22 protein-coding genes are annotated in these 19,700 nt (G+C 36.9%); 2 read left to right on the forward strand and 20 right to left on the reverse strand.

The window, feature by feature from the left end; genetic code table 11:
• Positions 1-42: 42 nt before the first annotated feature.
• Positions 43-348 carry a thiamine-binding protein gene (locus FD20_RS08495; RefSeq protein ID WP_057737682.1) on the reverse strand — a complete coding sequence of 102 codons (306 nt, stop codon included), beginning with the start codon at positions 346-348 and terminating at the stop codon, positions 43-45.
• 137 nt (positions 349-485) lie between these two features.
• Positions 486-1,763 carry an O-acetylhomoserine aminocarboxypropyltransferase/cysteine synthase family protein gene (locus FD20_RS08500; protein ID WP_057737684.1) on the reverse strand — a complete coding sequence of 426 codons (1,278 nt, stop codon included), beginning with the start codon at positions 1,761-1,763 and terminating at the stop codon, positions 486-488.
• 487 nt (positions 1,764-2,250) lie between these two features.
• On the opposite strand from FD20_RS08500, the gene FD20_RS08505 reads away from it, so the two are divergent.
• A complete protein-coding gene (locus tag FD20_RS08505; protein WP_057737686.1) occupies positions 2,251-3,090 on the forward strand; it encodes a YitT family protein in 840 nt (279 codons plus the stop codon).
• A 29-nt stretch (positions 3,091-3,119) separates the two neighbouring features.
• Here FD20_RS08505 and FD20_RS08510 read toward each other — a convergent pair whose 3' ends face one another.
• The 16 genes from FD20_RS08510 to larA all read right to left on the reverse strand — a co-directional run bounded on the left by FD20_RS08510 (position 3,120) and on the right by larA (position 16,434).
• Positions 3,120-3,953, reverse strand: a complete 834-nt coding sequence (locus FD20_RS08510) for a Cof-type HAD-IIB family hydrolase (RefSeq protein WP_057737688.1) — start codon at positions 3,951-3,953, stop codon at positions 3,120-3,122.
• A 105-nt stretch (positions 3,954-4,058) separates the two neighbouring features.
• Entirely contained in the window at positions 4,059-4,889 is an 831-nt protein-coding gene (locus FD20_RS08515; protein ID WP_057737690.1) for a PTS system mannose/fructose/sorbose family transporter subunit IID, read from the reverse strand.
• A gap of 12 nt (positions 4,890-4,901) precedes the next feature.
• Complete coding sequence (locus FD20_RS08520) at positions 4,902-5,726, reverse strand: PTS mannose/fructose/sorbose transporter subunit IIC (protein WP_057737692.1); 825 nt, start codon at positions 5,724-5,726, stop codon at positions 4,902-4,904.
• Positions 5,727-5,747: 21 nt separating this feature from the next.
• Positions 5,748-6,233 (reverse strand): PTS sugar transporter subunit IIB, encoded by a 486-nt coding sequence (locus FD20_RS08525; protein ID WP_057737694.1) that lies wholly within the window; start codon positions 6,231-6,233, stop codon positions 5,748-5,750.
• Entirely contained in the window at positions 6,230-6,670 is a 441-nt protein-coding gene (locus FD20_RS08530; RefSeq protein ID WP_057737696.1) for a PTS sugar transporter subunit IIA, read from the reverse strand. The genes FD20_RS08525 and FD20_RS08530 overlap by 4 nt, the downstream gene beginning before the upstream one ends.
• A 181-nt stretch (positions 6,671-6,851) precedes the next feature.
• Positions 6,852-9,677 carry a sigma-54-dependent transcriptional regulator gene (locus FD20_RS08535; RefSeq protein ID WP_057737698.1) on the reverse strand — a complete coding sequence of 942 codons (2,826 nt, stop codon included), beginning with the start codon at positions 9,675-9,677 and terminating at the stop codon, positions 6,852-6,854.
• Positions 9,678-9,692: 15 nt separating this feature from the next.
• A complete protein-coding gene (locus FD20_RS08540) occupies positions 9,693-10,091 on the reverse strand; it encodes a hypothetical protein (protein WP_057737700.1) in 399 nt (132 codons plus the stop codon).
• A gap of 289 nt (positions 10,092-10,380) precedes the next feature.
• On the reverse strand, positions 10,381-10,503 hold the full coding sequence (locus tag FD20_RS13565; protein WP_162255635.1) for a putative metal homeostasis protein: 123 nt from the start codon (positions 10,501-10,503) through the stop codon (positions 10,381-10,383).
• 14 nt (positions 10,504-10,517) lie between these two features.
• Positions 10,518-10,787 (reverse strand): 30S ribosomal protein S14, encoded by a 270-nt coding sequence (gene rpsN, locus FD20_RS08545; protein WP_057737702.1) that lies wholly within the window; start codon positions 10,785-10,787, stop codon positions 10,518-10,520.
• Positions 10,787-10,936 (reverse strand): 50S ribosomal protein L33, encoded by a 150-nt coding sequence (rpmG, locus tag FD20_RS08550; protein ID WP_057737704.1) that lies wholly within the window; start codon positions 10,934-10,936, stop codon positions 10,787-10,789. The genes rpsN and rpmG overlap by 1 nt, the downstream gene beginning before the upstream one ends.
• A gap of 11 nt (positions 10,937-10,947) precedes the next feature.
• Positions 10,948-11,112 carry a 50S ribosomal protein L32 gene (rpmF, locus tag FD20_RS08555; RefSeq protein WP_057737706.1) on the reverse strand — a complete coding sequence of 55 codons (165 nt, stop codon included), beginning with the start codon at positions 11,110-11,112 and terminating at the stop codon, positions 10,948-10,950.
• Between the two features lie 479 nt (positions 11,113-11,591).
• Positions 11,592-12,311, reverse strand: coding sequence for an MIP/aquaporin family protein (locus tag FD20_RS08560; RefSeq protein WP_057737708.1), 720 nt, complete (start codon positions 12,309-12,311; stop codon positions 11,592-11,594).
• A 6-nt stretch (positions 12,312-12,317) separates the two neighbouring features.
• Positions 12,318-13,154, reverse strand: a complete 837-nt coding sequence (gene larE / locus FD20_RS08565; protein ID WP_057737710.1) for an ATP-dependent sacrificial sulfur transferase LarE — start codon at positions 13,152-13,154, stop codon at positions 12,318-12,320.
• 4 nt (positions 13,155-13,158) lie between these two features.
• A complete protein-coding gene (larC, locus tag FD20_RS08570) occupies positions 13,159-14,394 on the reverse strand; it encodes a nickel pincer cofactor biosynthesis protein LarC (RefSeq protein ID WP_057737712.1) in 1,236 nt (411 codons plus the stop codon).
• Complete coding sequence (gene larB, locus FD20_RS08575) at positions 14,391-15,152, reverse strand: nickel pincer cofactor biosynthesis protein LarB (protein WP_057737714.1); 762 nt, start codon at positions 15,150-15,152, stop codon at positions 14,391-14,393. The genes larC and larB overlap by 4 nt, the downstream gene beginning before the upstream one ends.
• A 1-nt stretch (position 15,153) precedes the next feature.
• Positions 15,154-16,434, reverse strand: a complete 1,281-nt coding sequence (gene larA, locus FD20_RS08580; protein ID WP_057737740.1) for a nickel-dependent lactate racemase — start codon at positions 16,432-16,434, stop codon at positions 15,154-15,156.
• A gap of 216 nt (positions 16,435-16,650) precedes the next feature.
• Between larA and FD20_RS08585 the strand changes: the two genes are divergently transcribed.
• Complete coding sequence (locus FD20_RS08585) at positions 16,651-17,337, forward strand: Crp/Fnr family transcriptional regulator (protein WP_057737716.1); 687 nt, start codon at positions 16,651-16,653, stop codon at positions 17,335-17,337.
• A gap of 94 nt (positions 17,338-17,431) precedes the next feature.
• Here FD20_RS08585 and FD20_RS08590 read toward each other — a convergent pair whose 3' ends face one another.
• Entirely contained in the window at positions 17,432-18,160 is a 729-nt protein-coding gene (locus FD20_RS08590) for a DUF4811 domain-containing protein (protein ID WP_057737718.1), read from the reverse strand.
• Positions 18,157-19,641, reverse strand: a complete 1,485-nt coding sequence (locus FD20_RS08595; protein ID WP_057737720.1) for an MDR family MFS transporter — start codon at positions 19,639-19,641, stop codon at positions 18,157-18,159. Before FD20_RS08595 ends, FD20_RS08590 begins: the two co-directional genes overlap by 4 nt.
• Positions 19,642-19,700 lie beyond the last annotated feature (59 nt).

Below are 19,700 nucleotides of genomic sequence, written 5' to 3' on the forward strand. Positions count from 1 at the left end.
CATTAAGATACGAATTTAATACTTTCTGGAAATCGACCAGCTTTAGTTATTTTTTCGATATTTGTGTAATTTTTCATCTGTTGTTAACAAATGTTTTTTAGGAGCATAGCTAAGCTTGATGTAATTGCTAATCATTTCTGCTCCTGCAGCAACACAAGCTTTTTGGATAGCCGGTATCAACGCTATCAATTCATCTAAATTACCTTCAATCGTTGTTTCAAATGAACCGACTTCATAAGATAATCCGCTTGTGTCAATCTCAGCGATTGCTGCATCAACAATTTTTAATAATTTTGCAGTATCTTTCTCCTGCGGCAGAACCTGAATTGCCATTGCTGCATTACTCATGCGTTATTTCCTCCTGTATTTTCAAGATTATCTGCTGCTCACAACTTTGTTCCCAGTACTCAGCAAATTAAACTATTTTCATTATACATCTAACACACACACCCGCATGCAGCAATGTTTGTTTTTTTATTATCAATTTAAACTTGTTCCAAAGCTTGTTCTAAGTCTGCAATCAAATCGTCCGCATTCTCAATCCCCACAGATATTCTAATTAAATCAGGTGTAATTCCTGTTTCCTTAAGCTCCTCCTCATTTAACTGCGCATGTGTTGTTGATGCTGGATGAATAATTAACGATTTAGCATCCCCAACATTAGCCAATAGTGAGAATAATTTTAAATGCTCAATTAAACCTTTGCCTGCCTCTTCGCCGCCGACTAAACCTAACGTAAAGATAGAACCAACTCCGTTCGGAAAATCACGTTCAGCCAACTTATGATATGGGCTTTTTTCCAACTCTGGATACTTTATCCATGCAACTTTAGGATGATCATTTAGAAAAGCAATAATTTTTCTCGTATTGGCAACATGACGTTCTACACGCAAGGAAAGGCTCTCTAGACCTTGCAACAATAGAAATGAATTAAATGGGCTGATAGCTGCACCTGTATCGCGGAGACTTTCAGCACGTACTTTTGTCGTAAAGGCTCCCCCCTCAAGGTCAGCGAAAACTAATCCACTGTATTGCTTATTAGGAGTCGTAAAGCCTGGGTACCGCCCGCTCTTCTTATAATCAAATTTTCCATTTTCAACAATCACACCACCCATGGTCGTCCCATGCCCACCGATAAACTTTGTTGCGGATTCAATCACAATATCTGCACCATGTTCAAGCGGTCGATAGAGATATGGTGAAGCAAAAGTATTATCAACAAGGACAAGCAGCCCGTTATCATGTGCTATCTTAGCAACTGCTTCTAGATCTACCAAATTTATGTCTGGGTTGCCAATCGTTTCTAAATAAACAGCCTTGGTGTTTTCATTTATAGCGTCTGCAAAATTAGTTGGATCATCAGAATGAACAAAGTGAGTTTTTATCCCTAATTTAGGCAGAGTAACATTAAACAGATTATAGGTTCCTCCATACAATGTGCTGGCAGCAACTATTTCATCTCCCTGTCCAGCAATATTAGTAATTGCTGCAGTAACAGCGGCTGCACCTGTTGCAAGTGTTACACCACTTGTCCCGTGCTCCAATGCGGCAACACGTGCGTCCACAACTGCAGTCGTTGGATTAGTCAAGCGGCTGTAAATGTTGCCGGGTTCTTTGAGACCAAAACGATCTGCAGCTTGCTTGGCATCTTTGAAAACATATGATGTTGTTTGATAAATAGGGACCGCTCTGGCACCTGTTTCATCAACTGACTGGCCTGCATGTACCTGTAATGTTTCAAAATTTAGTTCTGTCTTGCTCATTTAAAACCCCTCCTTGATTAACTAACAAACAAATACCAACAACATTCTAGAATTAATGAGAAAAAAAGTCCCTGCAATATTCTTCAATATTGCAGGGACGTCATAACGCGGTACCACCCAACTTCACTAAGTCATTGCTGATCTCAGTCTCAACGACACAAATAATGTCTGGGACTATATCGCATCCTAGCGAATCATTGGCTTACACCGCCGATTGTGACTCCGAGCTCATCTTCAACTTATCCTATTCGCTCATTTGCACCTACCAGAGCTCTCTTAAAGAATAGAAATCCATTTACTCTTCTCATCAACATCTAATTTACTATTTATTGTATCCTAACATTGTTTTTTTTTAGTGTCAATTTATTTTTTGATACTAACCAAGAATATCTATCAATTAACCGCTTAATTCGTTTATTCCTAGAATAAAATGCAAACCTTTGCTAGAATTAAAGGTGTACCCATTAATTAACAAAAGGAGTTATTAATGAAAAAAAAACTAATTCATAAAACATATATTCGCACTTTTATTCTTATAATTGCCTTAGAAATAATTGTGATCTCCATCAACTTCTTTTATGCACCGATTAACATTGCTGCGGGCGGTGCAACTGGGATTGCTATTTTACTTGACGCAGCTTTTGGTTTTAACCGAGCATTGTCCGTTTTAATTATTAACGTCGTCATGATTATCTTTGCAGCAATTTTTCTCGATAAACAGGTTGTCCGAAACATAACACTCGGAAGTTTCCTTTTGCCCGTCTTAATGTATATCACACCTAGTTTTAAAATTGTTTCTGATTCCTTACTGGCAGTTATAATCGGCGGTGCAACCTTTGCCGTTGGGATCGCTACTTTATATCGCATCGGCGCCTCAAGTGGTGGTACAACAGTCCCACCGATGATCTTAAAAAAACATTTTCACATTAATGCTCCGCTATCACTTTTAGCTATTGACCTTCTTGTAACATTTTTTAATGTTTTTGTTGCAGGTCTCAATGCCTTTTTTCTTGCAGCATTCTCCTTAGTGATTACTTCGTTTATTATGCGTTATATTGAAGCTGGCCTTGATCATAAATATCAGCTTCATATTATGAGTCAAACAAAACTGGACGAAATTCAGGAAATGATTCTGAAAGAGGATCATAGTCTGACTGTTTTTGATGTCCATGGGGGCTATAGTGCTAATCAAAAAGCAATTTTAATGGTAGTTGTGGATGATCAAAGCTACGGTCCACTCGTCAGAAGAGTCCATATCATTGATCCTGATGCCTTTATCATCACTTCAAATGTTGCAAATGTTCACGGTGGCAGATTCGGTATTTGATTTTTGTCAACATTCACACATAAGCAGATTTAGCTTTTCTCTAAAATAAAGTTTACTAGTGCATTGGCTACTCCATCATTATCATTACTGGTCGTTACAAATGTTGCGACTTTTTTTACTTTAGCAGGGGAATTCCCCATTGCTATCCCAATACCTGCCAACCTCAACATTGGAATGTCATTGAATTGATCACCGATAGCCAGAATTTCCTTTGTATCTATTTGATAATATGCTGCCAATTCCTTAAGCGCAGTCTCTTTTGAGACATTTGTTGCAACTATCTCTAAGTAGTTCTCCTTTGACAGATAAAATGCTATTTCTTCAAATTTAACTTTTTTTAAATAATTATATAATTCCTGAATTTCTTTCGTTTTACCTATCAAAAGTAATTTATGAATCTCCGTTTTTTCATCTTCATACAAACTTTCAAATCTGATTTTAGTCGGTTTTAATTTGGTAATATCACTTTCGAGCTGTATCCAAGTATCATGTTTTTCGATAAACCAAGTATTTTTTGCGTAAATATTAACTGAAATCTGTGAGAATTGCTTTTTGACTATCTCAACTATTCTTCTGACAGCATCATTTTTCATCGGATGACTTTTAAGCTGGCATCCTATGTTATCTTCGTTCATTTTTAAAATAAAAGCCCCATTGTAACTTACAAGCGGGTTAGATTGTATTCTCAACGCTTTAGCGATTGGATACATGCCTTGCGGGGAACGTGCTGAAGCTAAAACAAAAGGAATATTTTGAGTATTGATAAGGCTTACCACCCTTTTCAATTTTGCAGTTATAGTTTGCCTCGTGGTTAAAATTGTCCCATCAACATCGCTGACCACTAATTTCACACTATTTACCATGACCCATCACCCTTCCTCCCAACGCTTATTCAACTACCATAAAAAGCTAAGAGTAATTTTTCCTATTACAAATTACTCTTAGCTTTTTCAATAATCAACTTTAATTTAACCTAAGAACCCGAGCCATTTTCCTAAAATACCTAATCCGAAGATTGCAAAAATTATTAACAGTGGATTAACACCTTTTTTCAGCAACCATGAAACGAAAAGTGTCAATATCAATGCTAGCATACCAGGCATAACCGAATCCAATATGTCTTGCACGGTTTGTGTTTTACCATTGATTTTTGTTGCTACAATCGGAATATTGATCGTTGTCCACTTTGAAACCAGAGCCCCCATAACAAACAATCCAACGATCGAGGCACCTTCCGTTAACTTCTTAATACGACCGCCAGCCATATCCTGTATAATTTCGCTTCCCTTAGTGTACCCATACCGCAGGAAATACCATTTACATGTAAGACGAATTGCATTGATTAGTACAAAGAACAGGAGCGGTCCAATAATACTACCTGTCATTGCAATACCTGCCCCTAAAGCCGCAAGTACTGGACGAGATGTTCCCCAAAACAGTGGATCGCCCACTCCCGCTAAAGGCCCCATTAATCCAATTTTCATGGCCGCAATCGCCGTTTCATCAACTTTTCCAGTGTTGGCTTTTTCCTCTTCCATGGCGGCTGTCACCCCAAATATAGGTGCTGTTAGCCATGGATGAGTGTTAAACCATTCCATATGACGAGCAAGAGCTTCGTTTCGTTCCTTGCCTGGTTTATATAATCTTTTTATTGCTGGAATCATTACAAAACAGAATCCCATATTTTGTGCACGTTCAAAGTTGAAAGAACCTAACAAAAACAATGAACGGAAAAACATACTATTAAGATCTTTGTTAGTCAGTGCAACTTTCTTTTGTCCAGTTTGTATTGTTTGCATTTTAAAATCCCCCTAATCATCCAAATCATCATCTAGATCATCATCAGCAGAACTATTGCTTTGTTGACTAGATCCCGCACTGGCAACTGCAGCTTGAGAGTTGTTATTTTTGCCACTATATTCAAGTTGAAGATATAATAATGCAAGAATCAATCCGAGGCCCCCAAAACCTACTAAGTTAAACTTAGTGAATGCTGCGAATAAAAACCCGAGATAGAAGAATGGTTTCAATTCAGGAACATCCATCATGTTAATAACCATTGCATAACCAACTACAACGATGATGCCCCCACCGATTTGCAAACCACCTGTAATCACAGTTGGAATTGACTTAAGGACTCCTTCAACTGCTGAAGTGCTGAGCGCTAAAACAATTCCCGTTGGAATCATAACACGCAGTGCCTGCAGGCCCAAAGCAATGACATGCATCCACTCAATTGCACGGTAATTTCCCTTTTGAGCAAAATCATCGCCCTTATGAACAAAGAAAACAACGATCGTTCTTACAAAAATTGTCAACGCCTGTCCAGCTGCTGCCAGCGGAACAGCAATTGCAATTCCTTCACCAATACTTGTATGTGTATTAATTACTAATAATGTTGAAATGACGGATGCTAAGGCTGTATCTGGTGCCATTGCTAATCCAACATTCATCCAGCCCAAGGCCATCATTTCGAGTGTCCCGCCTAAAATAATACCTGTTTTAACATCTCCTAGAATAAGTCCAATTAATGTACAAGCAACCAAGGGACGATGAGTTTGAGCCTCATCAAGAACAGAACCCATTCCTGCAATCCCAGCAACAAGTAATATTAAAATAATCTGTATGATATTCACAATAATTCCTCCTTCAGAAAGTTAGATTTTTTGTTTCAAAATTTTTGCGAAATCTTGACTAGAATCTCCTGGCAGCTGCCGCAATTCCAGCTTGACTCCCATAGCACTCAATTTTTTAAATGCTTCCACATCTTCTGGCGCAACACTGACCGATTCGGTGATTTGTGTTTTCTTTGGATCAAACCTCATTCCACCAACATTGACGGTCTTTATATCAACTCCGCTTTCAATTGCTTCAACTATCTCAGCTGGATTTCCAAAAAGAAGCATTGCCGTTGTTTCAGCATATTTTGGATTTTGGAAAACCCGCCCCATTTTTTCCGGTGTAATTGCACTTGCTTTTACATTTGAAGGAGCAACAGATAAAACTAATGTTTTCCGCATAGGATCCTCTGCCACTTCGTCACTAACAACAATAATTCTTTCAGCTGGAAGTAACTTGATCCACTTAGTTAACACTTGTCCATGAATGTATCTGTCATCAATTCGAGCTACTGTAATTTTCATAATAAATCATCCTCCTCATTATCTTCTTGGTTTGCTAATTGCTGAGTCTGTTCTGAGAAAATTTTGAAACTCTCTGGAACAGACTCCTTTAAGTGATCAACAAGTTCCTTCAAAGAACTTGTTTCTGCCATTCCGAGAGCCTCAAGAACCATCGGCAGATTTACACCTGTAACAATGTCGATATTCTCATCTCCATAAGCCAGCTGAATGGCAGCATTGTATGGGCTTCCTCCGAAAAGATCTACCAAGAAAAGGATTCCCTCTTCGGTCGGATAATTTTTCAATGCACTTTCATAATGTTTCTTTATATCCTCCAATCCTTCTCCCTTTTTAAAGGGAACTGCAATAACATTATCGTTTTCACCAAAGATCATATTGACAGCACTTACAATCCCTGTTGAAATCTCTCCATGCCCTGAAATAATAAGTTTTACCATAATCAATCCTCCTTCAAAATCATTTACACTTTATACATAGCAAAAACCATGCCAAGATTTAAAGCCCTTACAAAATTCTGATTTAATAGCATTTTAACTAAAACAAGTCGAACCTGTTCCAAAAAAACTAGAACAGGTTCGACTTGTTTTAATACAACTATCTATCTTTTAATACAGGTTTTTAATAATTTAAAACAGTTTCAGTTATAAAATATAGCTCATCCTCCGGGAGTTTGATTTTAAGCGGTCTTATACTTAAAGCAAGGGTCTCCTTTACCACTGGTAAAGTGTCTTTTACTTCACAGCTTGGTACTTCAGTGTATTTGGCCGTGTTTTTTCTTAAAACACGTTCAAGAGCGAAAGCCGTATGAACGATACATTTTATCTGTCGACTATTGGAAAAATCTTCCTGCATTTTACTCTGCAACTTATTCATCCAGTCAACAAGCATCTGATATACCAAAAACGGATTAAGATAAACCAAGTGCGTGTGTAAAACATCTTCACACATGTTCGACACAACTATATTCTTGTCAATTGTCGATTCTGGAAATTTAACACTAGGATCCATCAGTGCAATCAATTGTTTCTCACCATTTCCGGCGATCAAGTCCTCCAATGAAATATATGGAATTGCCACACTAGGCTGCTTGGTCCCAACTGCTGCAATTATCTCATATTCACTAGTAATTTTTGGAATCTCCTCAGCCATTTTCAAAGCTGAAATAGTAATGATTTTTATTTGTTCCGAAGTTGTTTTAGAAACAATCTCACTGATGATCTGCTTTAACTTTCTTGCCGTCCCGCTGCCAGACATACAAATTGAAACAATAGCTTTCTTCTGTCCAGTCGTGTCTGGCGTAAGTTGACCTATCATTTGTGCCATATCCTGCTTAATCGAAACATAAATTGTACCAAGATCCATATCTAAATAATTTACTTTCCGCAATGCATCCAAAACAAGTGATGTCGTAACATTAGGTAGTGTCCTTAACGGAACACCTGTCATTTTCTCTAATCTGTGGTTGAACATCGCCAATGATCCCATATCGACCAGCAGTAATACACCCTTGCCTTGATTAAGCTTTTTTGTTAATTCAGCAAGACTGTCCAAAATTTCTGTTGGTGAAACGGTCAAAGGCATATTCAATGCTGCAATGTTAGCATCTCCTAAAAGATCTGTTGCAACTTTAACCATCGAAGAAGCAGTGGAATTACCATGGGCCGCCACTAAAATTCCAACTTTTTTACCTTCGGACATTGATTTAATTGAAGTTAGGAGCATCGTCAAATAAATAACTTCCATATCCGGCATTTTAACGGCAAAGGTCCTGCTAATCTCCTTTTGAAAAGTCTGTGCCACCCGATATTCCTGTTCATGTGCATGTTTTATTTTGTTGACTTCGTTCTTCATTAAAAGATCTGTTTTATTACCACGTTTAAAAAAAGCGTCGATATGCATACTTAAATAATAAATAAAACGTCGATCAAAACGACAATGCAATTGCTCTTCTGCAATTTGTTTCAAGTGTTCAACAAACTGAGGAATACGTCTATCCACAAACTTGGATAAATTATCGTCACTAACATTTTGTTTGAAAAAGTTCTTGATATGCAAGTGCATATCAACCATAATATATTGCTGAATGTCGCTTTCTGGTACTCCTTCTGCAGCTAGTGCTTTAACTTTGTTTTCAATTAATTCATAAATATTATCTTTTTCATCGGGTTGAAGCGTTTTGTCCACATAGAAAACTGTATTGGTATCCAAATATTCAGATATGTTAGCTTTTCTGCGTGCCTTGGCCGAATTTGAAAGCCATACTTGACGCAATCCCTCTGGCAGATCACGCAATTGCACACTAACTTCATCTTTCGAATCAATGTTGTTTAAGAAAGCCTGCGCGCAAGTCAGCTGCACCTGTGACTTTAATTGCCCGACATTACCATAATTGATCTCTGTCAATAAAGCAATAAAAACATCGATTCTAACACTCAAATTTTTTTTAATTCGCTCGACTTCTCTCTGAAAAAGAAACTTTGCCAGTTCCACCCGTTCGCTTAATGGTCGTTCCTCAAGCGCTGGAATTGAAATTGTCATCGGAATTCTTCTCAAAAAAGTCTTCAACATTGAAGAATCAGGATCTTCTGTTGTCGCACAAATAATCAAAACATTTGCACGCCGCCGTTTCTGATTCTCACCTAATCTATTAAAAGTCCCATTATCAATAAAATAAAATAACATCTCCTGACCTTCTGGCGGAAGGCGATGAACTTCATCTAGCAGCAAAACTCCACTATCTGCCTGCTCGACTAAGCCTTTTTCATCTTCCGTTGCGCCTGTATAAGCTCCCTTGGCGTGTCCAAAAAGTGTCGACATCAATAATTGCGGATTATTATAATAGTCTGCACAATTGAAAGAAATTAACGGTGCGTCCTCTTTTAAAATTTTTTTATACCTTGCATACTCATATATTTTATTCGCAAAGTAAGTTTTTCCAGCACCTGTTTGACCTAACAACATCATATGTAGACCATGCGGCGGATACATGATTGCTGCCTCAGCCTGAGAAGTTGCTTTTCTTAAACTGCCTTTATACCCAATCATTTTTAGCAAGGGATTTTGGGGTTGGTCACTTTTAGTTTTTGATAAATTATCGACACTAGAAGCCTTTTCCCCCTCTTTTTCACGCTTAGTTGCCACCTGTTTTGAATGAGTTTGAAGTAATTGCTGCAAACTTGAGGTCTCAAAATAATCAAAAGTATGAATAGACAGTTTTTCTTCTACTATTTTCACCGGAAGATAATGAACCGGAAAAGTTTTAATTTTTAAAACTTTCCCCATTCTTACCATTCTATTTAGTTCAAGTGAAACGTTCGAACGCGATAATCCCAGTGACTGTGCCAGTTCAGTTGCTGAATTTCCCTGCTGTTCTAATATTTTATCTTTGTCTGCTTTCTCCCAAATACTCAAAAGATGATTATATACTTTTTCGATCCGTTTCAACCTTTGTCCTCCTTTTTACTTAACCATCTCCAACGTAGTTCGAATTCTTTTGAGATTCTTGATGTGCCATGGTGTTCGATTTAACTTGGGCAAATTCATTTTTAAAATAATTTTATTTCCATCCTTCATTTTCTCATTAGTTTCAATAATCAACTGTGTTGACATCATTTTATCTTTTAAATACATTTTTTGAATTTGGTTTTTATTCAGGGAAAAGCCCTTAGAAAAAGTGTCAAAATTACTCTGGTACTGTGCTGCAAAGAAAAAATCACGACTCACGTAAATACAATTCATCTTCGGAGCTGATTTAACAGTATTTATCGAAAGCAAAACTTTTTTTTCATCATAAAAAATTCCTGGAAACTCACTTAACATGTAATTTTTGAATTTGTTTCTATCAATAAAAATCGACATCACGTACTCCCCCTTTAATATTTTTTATCAGCTTTTGAAACCCATATATCTTTTTTTGCTGATTCGAACAAAACTATAACTAATATGTACTTTATCACAATTAACCGCTTTATTAAAAAAACTGCCAAAAATCTCTCTTGTTTGGGATCATTTCATAAGATTGATTTTCTTTACTCGGTAAAATAAAAAGGCCAGACACTTTTGCCATTTATCTTTGAAATTCATTTCAAAGATAAACACTAATGTCTGTACCTTCAACCACAAATATTCTGTTTTACATAACTCACTGCTATACGGGCTTATTTTTCTTCTTTTTAGAATCCTTAATAACTTTTAGTGCTGTTTTTCGAGTTTTGATATTAGGACTCTTCAAGTACCTATACGCACTGCTTAGATCCATTTCTTTAGCCATTCATCATTCCTCCTTTACCAGCTTGACTTGCGCACACCTGGTATTTGCCCCTTATGAGCCAATTCGCGAAAACGTAAACGCGACATTCCAAATTTGCGCATATAGGCGTGCGGACGTCCGTCAAACTTGTCACGATTATGCATCCGTGTTGGCGAGGCATTACGTGGAAGGAGACTCAAAGCTTGATAATCATGGGCATTCTTCAACTCTAACCTCTTTTGCTTATACTTCATAACAGTTAATTCAATCTTTTTTGCTTTTTCAATTTTTGATTTTTTTGCCATTATTTTACCTCTGTAAACCAAATTTTTTTCTTCAATTTAGGCGAATATTTAAGTAGCTTCAATTTTTCTGGTGTATTACGTGTATTCTTGGAAGTTAAATATAATCGTTCTTTTGTCTGCATATTACCTAACACAATATTTTTACGCATAACTCTCTCCTCTAGTTTACTTTCTTTCCCTTATAAAATCCTTTGGATGAAACATGATGCCCTACAATATATTCACCTAATTCTGGATTCCAATAAACAGCGGGACCTTTGATTTTATGTTGTGAACGCCGCTTATTCTTACGGCTTTTCGATGTTTTTCGTGCTGGAACTGCCACAGTATCTCCTCCTAAAAAGTAATAATTACCATTTATATAGTAAGTTATTTTAGCCTAGATGTAAAGAGTAATAATAACTATTTACACATAAAGAATATAATTTCCCACAATTTCAGGCTACGCATCTAAATTTTTTACACCTCTTAAATTTTTTGAATTCGAGTTTGATTACGGTGAACCTTTTTGAAAAACACCCACCATGAACATTTAAAATAAAATTCAAATAAAAGTAAAAAACTTCTTAACAATCATGAAAACACAGTAATTAGCAATACAAAAATAACAATTTTTATATTCATTAAAAAAACAGAATACCAAAAATCAAAAAAGATTTTTGGTATTCTGCTTTATGTTGCAGAGGACTTAGGTTATAGCCTCTGCTCTTTATAGTATAAAATATTTAAATTGGGTAAAAATTAATTGCAACACATTTATGATTTAATACTTTGCTATCTAATCACTAGGTTATCGTTTAGTAACTAAAATAATACCTTGTAAATTGATGCCGCAACAGTTGCGCCTAAGACAGGTGCAACGATCGGAACCCAGCTGTAATTAAATTGTGAACTGCCTTTATACTTAAATGGTAAAACAGCATGCAGCAATCTTGGACCAATATCACGTGCCGGATTCAATGCTGGTCCTGTAGGACCACCAAATGAGATAACCAAACACATTACTAAGAAACCTAATCCAATGAAGTCAGCACGTGAATCAACTTTATCTGCAGTTATACTTAAAGCGCCAAAAGCCAAAAGAAATGTCCCTATAAATTCATTTACAAAACCATTAAACTTGCTATTAACAGCATCAATTGTTGAAAAAGTTCCTAAAATAGCTTCTGGATTTGTTGTTTTTTCATAATATGGTTTATACGCGATAACTATCATTAATTGACCAAAAATAGCTCCTAAAAGCTGCGCAACAAGATATGGTACTACTTCTCCCCAAGGGAAACTTCCTGTTACAGCAAGGGCAATTGTGAAAGCAGGGTTTATTTGTGCTCCTGAAACAGTCGCAAACATTAAAGCAGGAATCATAACACCTATTCCGTATCCAAAACCAATCAAGACCCAGCCGCCGTGAAAACCTTTCGTTCCTTTTAATTCAACATTAGCAACAGACCCATTGCCAAGCGCAACCATTATCGCTGTTCCAAAGAATTCTGCAAAGCAGCGTGTTAATAATGAATAATCCATTTTTTCCTATCCCACCAATACTTTCTTCTTAGTATTTTCTGAAAGAACTTCATTCATTCTTCCACTTTCAAAACCGCTCAAATCAAGTGTCACAAATTCATATCCCAATTTCAAAAGCTTACTATTAATTTCTTTTCTTGAAAGCATGAAGTCAGCAAAAACAGTATCTGGCACTTCAACACGAGCAACTGTTCCATGAACTCTAACACGAACGGTCGAGAAACCTAATCCACGCAAATAAGCTTCTGCAGCCATAACTTTTTCAATTTTTTCGCTAGTTAATTTTGTGTAATAAGGGAAACGAGAAGAGACAGAACATGAGGCAACCTTATTCCAGTTGTTTAATTCTAATTTCTTTGCTATCTCACGAACATCAGTTTTGTAAATATCTGCAGCTTGTAATACAGATACAGCTTTTTCTTCATCTCTAGCTCTTAACCCAGGACGAAAGTCATTGTTATCATCCATGATCATCCCATCTAAAACAGCATCTGCATTGAAATCAGCTGCTAATTTATTAAGCGCCTTATAGAAAATCTTTTTCATGTGATACCATGATTCTGGCGTATTATTACTGATACTTTCATTAGCTAAATAATCCAATTCAATCCCTTGTACATTAACATCCAATTCTTGTGCTAAAGACATAGCTTTGCTATATTCTTCATCAGAAAAAAGTTCTGAGTTTGCAACAACTGCCAAAACATTTTCTTTACCTAACGTATCGACAGCTTCCTTTAACACAACAGTGGAATCAATTCCGCCTGAAAAACCTACAATTACTTTATGGTAGTCGTTCAAGATACTTTGTAATTTTTCTTCTTTTTCCATAAATGTTGTCATTATGTTATACTCCCTTATTTTCAATTTCTTGTAAAACAGCTAATTTTATTTCTTCAAAACTTTTCCCAGTTTTCTGTGAACACTTTTCGATATCATCGTACTCAACGGAAGATTTGTTTAACCCGCAATAGCTCAATCTTTTTATTCCGAATTTGCCATACGAAGTTTGTACTTGTTCGATTCTTCTCTCCATAATCTCTCGGTGCATAGATTTCATGCGCAAGCCAATTGCTGGAGTATCGCTAAACAAAAACTTAACAAATGTCTCTTGTTGTTCTGCTACAGTCAACAAACAAAGTTTGTAAGCCGGCCGACCTTTTTTCATTATGATAGGTTCTGCCCAAGCATCCTTAGCTCCTAGCTCAAGCGCCCTTTTAATCGTTATTGATAATTGCTGACCCGTGGCATCATCCAAATTTGTTTCCATAAGTAAAACACGATCATTTGTTTCATCGACCTGCTGCTGACTGAGTTTTGAATTATACAAACTGGCACGCAGAGCATTCAGGCTTCCTGTTTCTCTTTTTCCAAAACCGTACCCTGTTCTTTCAAGTACGCCATTAGTTATAGATGTATTGAACTCATTCCCCATGCATTTAATGATCGCCATACCAGTTGGAGTTATCAATTCTGTGTGCACATCAAATCTTTTTTGAATTGGAATCGCAGTATTTAATTGCATTTCCATGACAGCAGGAACGGGAACAGGCACAATACCATGTGCAATCTTAATCGTCCCCACACCATCGGACAAATTATTAACAACCAGCTTATCAAGCTGTAGCATATCAAATGCAATGGCTGCTCCAACGATATCAACAATTGAATCTAACGCGCCAACTTCATGAAAATGAACATCTTCCAATTTTTTTCCATGAACCTTCGCTTCAGCAAGAGCAATCTGTTCAAACATCTTAACAGCTTTTTCTTTAACTGCAGTCTTTAAATTACTTTGCAATATCAATTGCTTAATCATCATGAAATTACGACCATGGTGGTGATGGTGCTGATGCTCATCAAACCCCTGATCTTTAGGTAAATTTCCATCTAAAACAACATCAAAATTTGTCCCTGTAATACTTGAACGCGCAGTCCGTTCAACCACTATCTGATATCCCGGAACTTTCAATTTATTCAGCTGTTCTTCAAATTCAGATTGCGATAACCCTAAATCAAACATCGCTCCTAAAAACATGTCACCGCTGATACCAGAAAAAGCATCTAAAACTAAAGTTTTCATATGTGTTCCTCACTTATCAACCGATTGATCATGCTGGCATTATAAGCTGCCCCAAAACCATTATCAATATTCACAACACTGATTCCCGACGAACAACTGTTCAACATTGTAAGTAATGGAGTCATACCACCTAAGTTGCTACCATATCCAATACTGGTTGGTACTGCTATAACTGGATGATCTACTAACCCACCAACAACACTGGTCAGTGCACCCTCCATCCCAGCAATTACAATCACCACGTTAGCTTGTCTGATAACATCAAGTTTAGCAAATAAACGATGAATTCCTGCAACACCGACATCATAGATTCGTGTAACTTGATTTCCAAAAATTTCAGCAGTTACGGCCGCTTCCTCAGCTACTTTTATATCAGATGTTCCCGCAGTAACAATAGCAATATTCCCAACTTCTACTCTCTCTTTATCTTTGAGAGTCAGTGTTTGTGAAACAGCATCGTACTTTAGAAATGGTAGTTCTTTCAGCACTTCGTCAGCTTTACTTTGTTCAACTCTCGTCGCTAAAATCGACTTTTGACTATCTTTCATTGCTTTTACGATCCCTACGATTTGCTTGGCTGACTTACCTGAACCATAAATAACTTCTGGATACCCAGTTCGTTGTGCACGTGTTGTATCAATTTTGGCGTAATCTAATTCTTCAAAACTGTCATTACCCAATTTTCCAGCTGCCGCTGCCGGTGTTAAAGCCTGATCCGCAACATCTTTCAAAACTTTCAGTAATTGTCCTTGATCCATATCAGTTGTCCATTACAACTACACCAAGTCCATCTGGAATGACTGTTATCTTGGCATCTTTTCCTTCACGTTCAAATGCCATCTCCAAAGCTTGATCGATCGATGTAGCTAATTTCATATGCATGTTTGTTACCAGTTTAGGGTCGACCAGATCAGAAACCATAATGACATAATGATTTGTCAAAATTCTAGCAAGAATTTGAGAAGTCCATTGATCTGGCACAGTTTTCAAACGTGGCGTATTAACTGCAGCATCCAAAAATTCTTTTGGATCTTTAACATCTGCCAAGTTATGGTAAAAACCTTCTCCACCATGTCCATCACGACAGCCCGCAACCATTATAATCGTGCCATTTTGTTTATTCGTTGCTTCTGCTGCAGTCATACCTTTAACTGCTTGATAAATATTTTGATCAAGTGGAAAACCACCATTAGTTGAAATTGCAATATCGCTTTTAATTGCTTTTACACCTGCAAGATCGCCCACGAAATCTGTTCCTTTTTTATGTGCTTTCTCTAAGTCTCCTGCAAACGAACCAATAATATGTTTATCTTCATCTAAAACCACATTCAAAATAAATTTCAAACCCGCTGTCTTTGCAGCATAAACCATATCTTGATGTATTAAATTATGGTGCAGATTGCCTGTTCTAGAATGTACATCATTAATAAATTCACCTGAATGGTTTGCCATAATTGTTTTATAGGAGGAAATACCTGGTAAAACAGATTTGCGTCCACCAGAAAAGCCTGCAAAAAAGTGTGATTCAATAAAGCCTTCTGAAATCAGAAGATCTGCTTCTTCAGCAACTTTATTGATAATTAGATCCCCTCCTGAAGGAAGTTTGCCAATTTTTACCATATCCTCATCTTTTTGAGACATATGCATTACAATCTCTTCATGCTCCACTATTTCTTCACCATATTTATTTACCAGTTCTTCATGTGTGGATGGACGATGAAAACCAGTTGCAACTAATATTCTAATCCTTGCTTCCGGAGCTGCACTGCGCAAACGACGCAGTAAGATTGGCGTTATAATATGCGAAGGTACTGGTCTAGTATGATCTGAACTAATAATTACAATATTTTTTTTCCCTTGTGCGAGACTTTCGAGTGTTGAACTGCCGATCGGATTGTCTAATGATTTTTCAACCAGTTCTTTCTCCGAGAACTCAGACTTATATGTTGCTGCTTTTGATACGAGTGACCCAGCAAAATTTTTATCTTCAATTTTAGCTGTTACGTGACCTCGATCATATGGAAGATTGATTTCTACCACAAACATTCATCCTCTTTCATTTAATTTTGCTAACAGCAAGTATCATAGCCCCTTAGTTTTATGTTTTCATTGACAATCATTCATACTAAAGTCCATAATCAATAAATAGTATCTTAATGCGTTATCATTTGTCAACGCAAACTAACAATAAGAGAGGAATATATAACTACGAAGTAATATAGCTATTACTAAAAAAGAGAAAGAGAGGTTATTTTTTTGCCGAATAAAGATATAAATTACTTAGTAAGTTTTCTAAAGAATAAACAAATTTCCACTATTACCAAGAGTTACCACACCTATCTGACCTTTCACGGTCTGAAAGCCGCAAGTGTTTTCATCCTGAAAGAAGGCATCATCAAAACCTCTGTTATCTTACAGGATGGCCGTGAATTCAACATTTCTTACATCAACCAACCAGATGTGATTTCGTTGCTTCATGATGAGGCACTTCAATATGATGAACAACCCTTTAACGTGAGAATTGAATCCAGTGAAGCAACTTTTTATCAAATAAATCGAGTTAAATTTTGGAAGTATGTAAATTCAAATTTTCGGCTGCAGAATTATGTCAAGCAGTACTACCGTCATCGTCTTTCCGAAAGTTCATCGCGTTTACAACGACTGACAATGAATGGAAAGTTGGGAGCTCTAGCTAGTTTTTTACGCGATATGGCATTTAAATTCGGTCAACCCTTGCCTAATAGTTCAAAAATCATAATTGACTTCAATGTTACAAATGAGGATATAGCGGGTTTTTGCGGTATTGCCAACCATACTAGCGTAAGCCGCATGATGCGAAAGCTAAAAGAAGAAAAAGTTATCGAGTTTGGAAACAGTACAAAAAACAATCGTCGCATCATTATTAGTAATGTTCAAAAATTAGATGATTATATTGCATATTAAAAATGCTTTGAGACTTAACCGTTACTGAATATGGCTAAATCTCAAAGTATTTTTATTATCGTTATTCAATTCATTTCTTTATTCTGCTTTAAAACTATTTTATTTTAGAAACTGTTTCTTTAAGTAATTTTGTTTGATACTCCGCTGCAAATTTCTGAGTCAACTGACTTTGCCTACTCTTATCGGTCATCAAACTTGGATCTTGTGTAATCGCCGCCTTCATTTTACTTTCAACATAGACCGTTGCCTGTTCTTTAGCCTTAACTTGAAAGCTCTTGCTGGACATTTGCTTCTTTAATTCCTTTGCTTGTCCCGTTGACAGGACAAACCAATCTTTTGAAACATAGAAATGATTTGTGCTTTTAACTAACTTGTTGTTATTATCTGCGATGCCAAACCAAAACTTATATGCATTAGATTTATACTGCCAACGAACTTTAGTTGTCTTTAAAAGTGCACCATTACTCCTAACGCGAGTGAGTTTACTGTGAGTATACTCATTTGCTTTAGTGTGACTGACTTTTTTAGCCCTTTCACTTTTGGCATAAATATAAACATTCTCTTTGCCTGCACTTCCAATTGGTTGAAAAAGCACCATTTTCGTTTTACCTGTAGTGTCTGCGGAATAAATTTTTTGCGAAGTTGTCGTTGTTACCTTATGCATTCCAAGGTGCCCATAGTAATTACCGACAATTCCCAAAATTGATCCTAATAATATAACACCTGCAACAAATGTACATAGCAATCTGGGGAGTACTTTTTCAATATAAATAAAGCTTGTAAAAATGGCGATCGCACCAAAAATTAACGTAATAATGATCATTGAACTTCTCCCCCTTTATTATTCTTCAGAGTTTTCTTTGCTAGCTTGCTTTTATCTTTCAAAAAGAAAGCCAAACCGAACCCGACAACACTGAATCCTACTGCGATCCAAAAGGCCGCATGGTATCCTGTCATTGTCGCATTGATTGCCCTAACTTTATATTCCAAAGGTTCTGAGTGCAGCAAATGCTTACCAGGCATCTGTCCTTTAGTCGTATTTGATAAAACCGAAACAAGGATCGCAGTTCCAATTGAACTTGCGACTTGCCGAACCGTGTTATTAACAGCTGTCCCATGTGATATAAGCTGAATCGGTAAAGCATTCATCCCAGCCGTAGTTGCCGGCATCATAACCATTGAAATTCCAAACATTCTAAGAGCATACAATAAAACAATATATAATGTTGGAGTTTGTTTAGTAATTAAAACGAATGGTAAAGTCCCTATTGTTAAAAGGAATAGACCTAGAATCGCCAATCTACGTGCTCCGAGACGATCAAAAGTTTTCCCTGTAATGGGACTCATGACTGCCATCATAAGTGCTCCTGGTAAAAGTAGCAAGCCTGAATGGAAAGCGCTCATCCCATGAATCATCTGCAGATACATCGGAATTATCATTTCCACCCCAACCATTGCGACCATTACTACTGAGCTTAGGATCGTTGCAATTGTAAATTCAACTGATGAAAAAACTCGTAACTCAAGAAAGGGCTTTTCTATTTTTAACTGACGCCAGATAAAGAATGCGATAAAAATCACACCAATTGTTAATGCTGAAAGAACGAGTGTCGACGTCCAACCATTATCCCCTACCGATGAAAACCCATATAAAAGTGAACCGAAACCTACCGTTGAAAGTGTTAATGAAATCCAATCCAGACTAGATTTACTCGTTTTTAATACCGGCTTCATGAAGAAGAATGCCATTAAAATCACAATAGCAACGATTGGAATAATCATTCCAAACAGATCACGCCAGTGCCACGTGTCAATCACAAAACCTGAAAGAGTTGGCCCAATAGCCGGAGCTACACCTATGACTACTCCTGCCATTCCCATAGCAACTCCACGTTTATTTGCCGGAAAAACAGAAAGCATAATATTTTGCAGAAGTGGCATCGAGATTCCAACACCAACCGCCTGTATTAATCGTCCGGCAAGTAGGAAAGCAAAAGTTGGGGCTGTCCATGCAGTTATTGTTCCAATTTCAAAGATGCTCATCGCCACAATATATAACCATTTCGTATTAAAACGTGTTGACAACCAAGCCGAAACAGGGATCATTACTCCGTTGACCATCAGGAAACCAGTCGTTAGCCACTGAACAGTGGATGTTGAAACATCGAATGCTTTCATTAAGGTTGGTAGAGCTGTTGCTAAAATAGTTTGGTTCAAAACCGTACAAAAAGTACCGACTAATAAAATAGCCACTAACAAAAAAAGATTGTAACCTTTATTTTTATTATTTTTTACATCAGACATTTTATTCCTTCTTCCATTACTAATACTCATTTATCAAAATAGCACTTTGAATTATAACT

The organism is Liquorilactobacillus uvarum DSM 19971, assembly GCF_001434935.1.
Lineage (GTDB): Bacteria > Bacillota > Bacilli > Lactobacillales > Lactobacillaceae > Liquorilactobacillus > Liquorilactobacillus uvarum.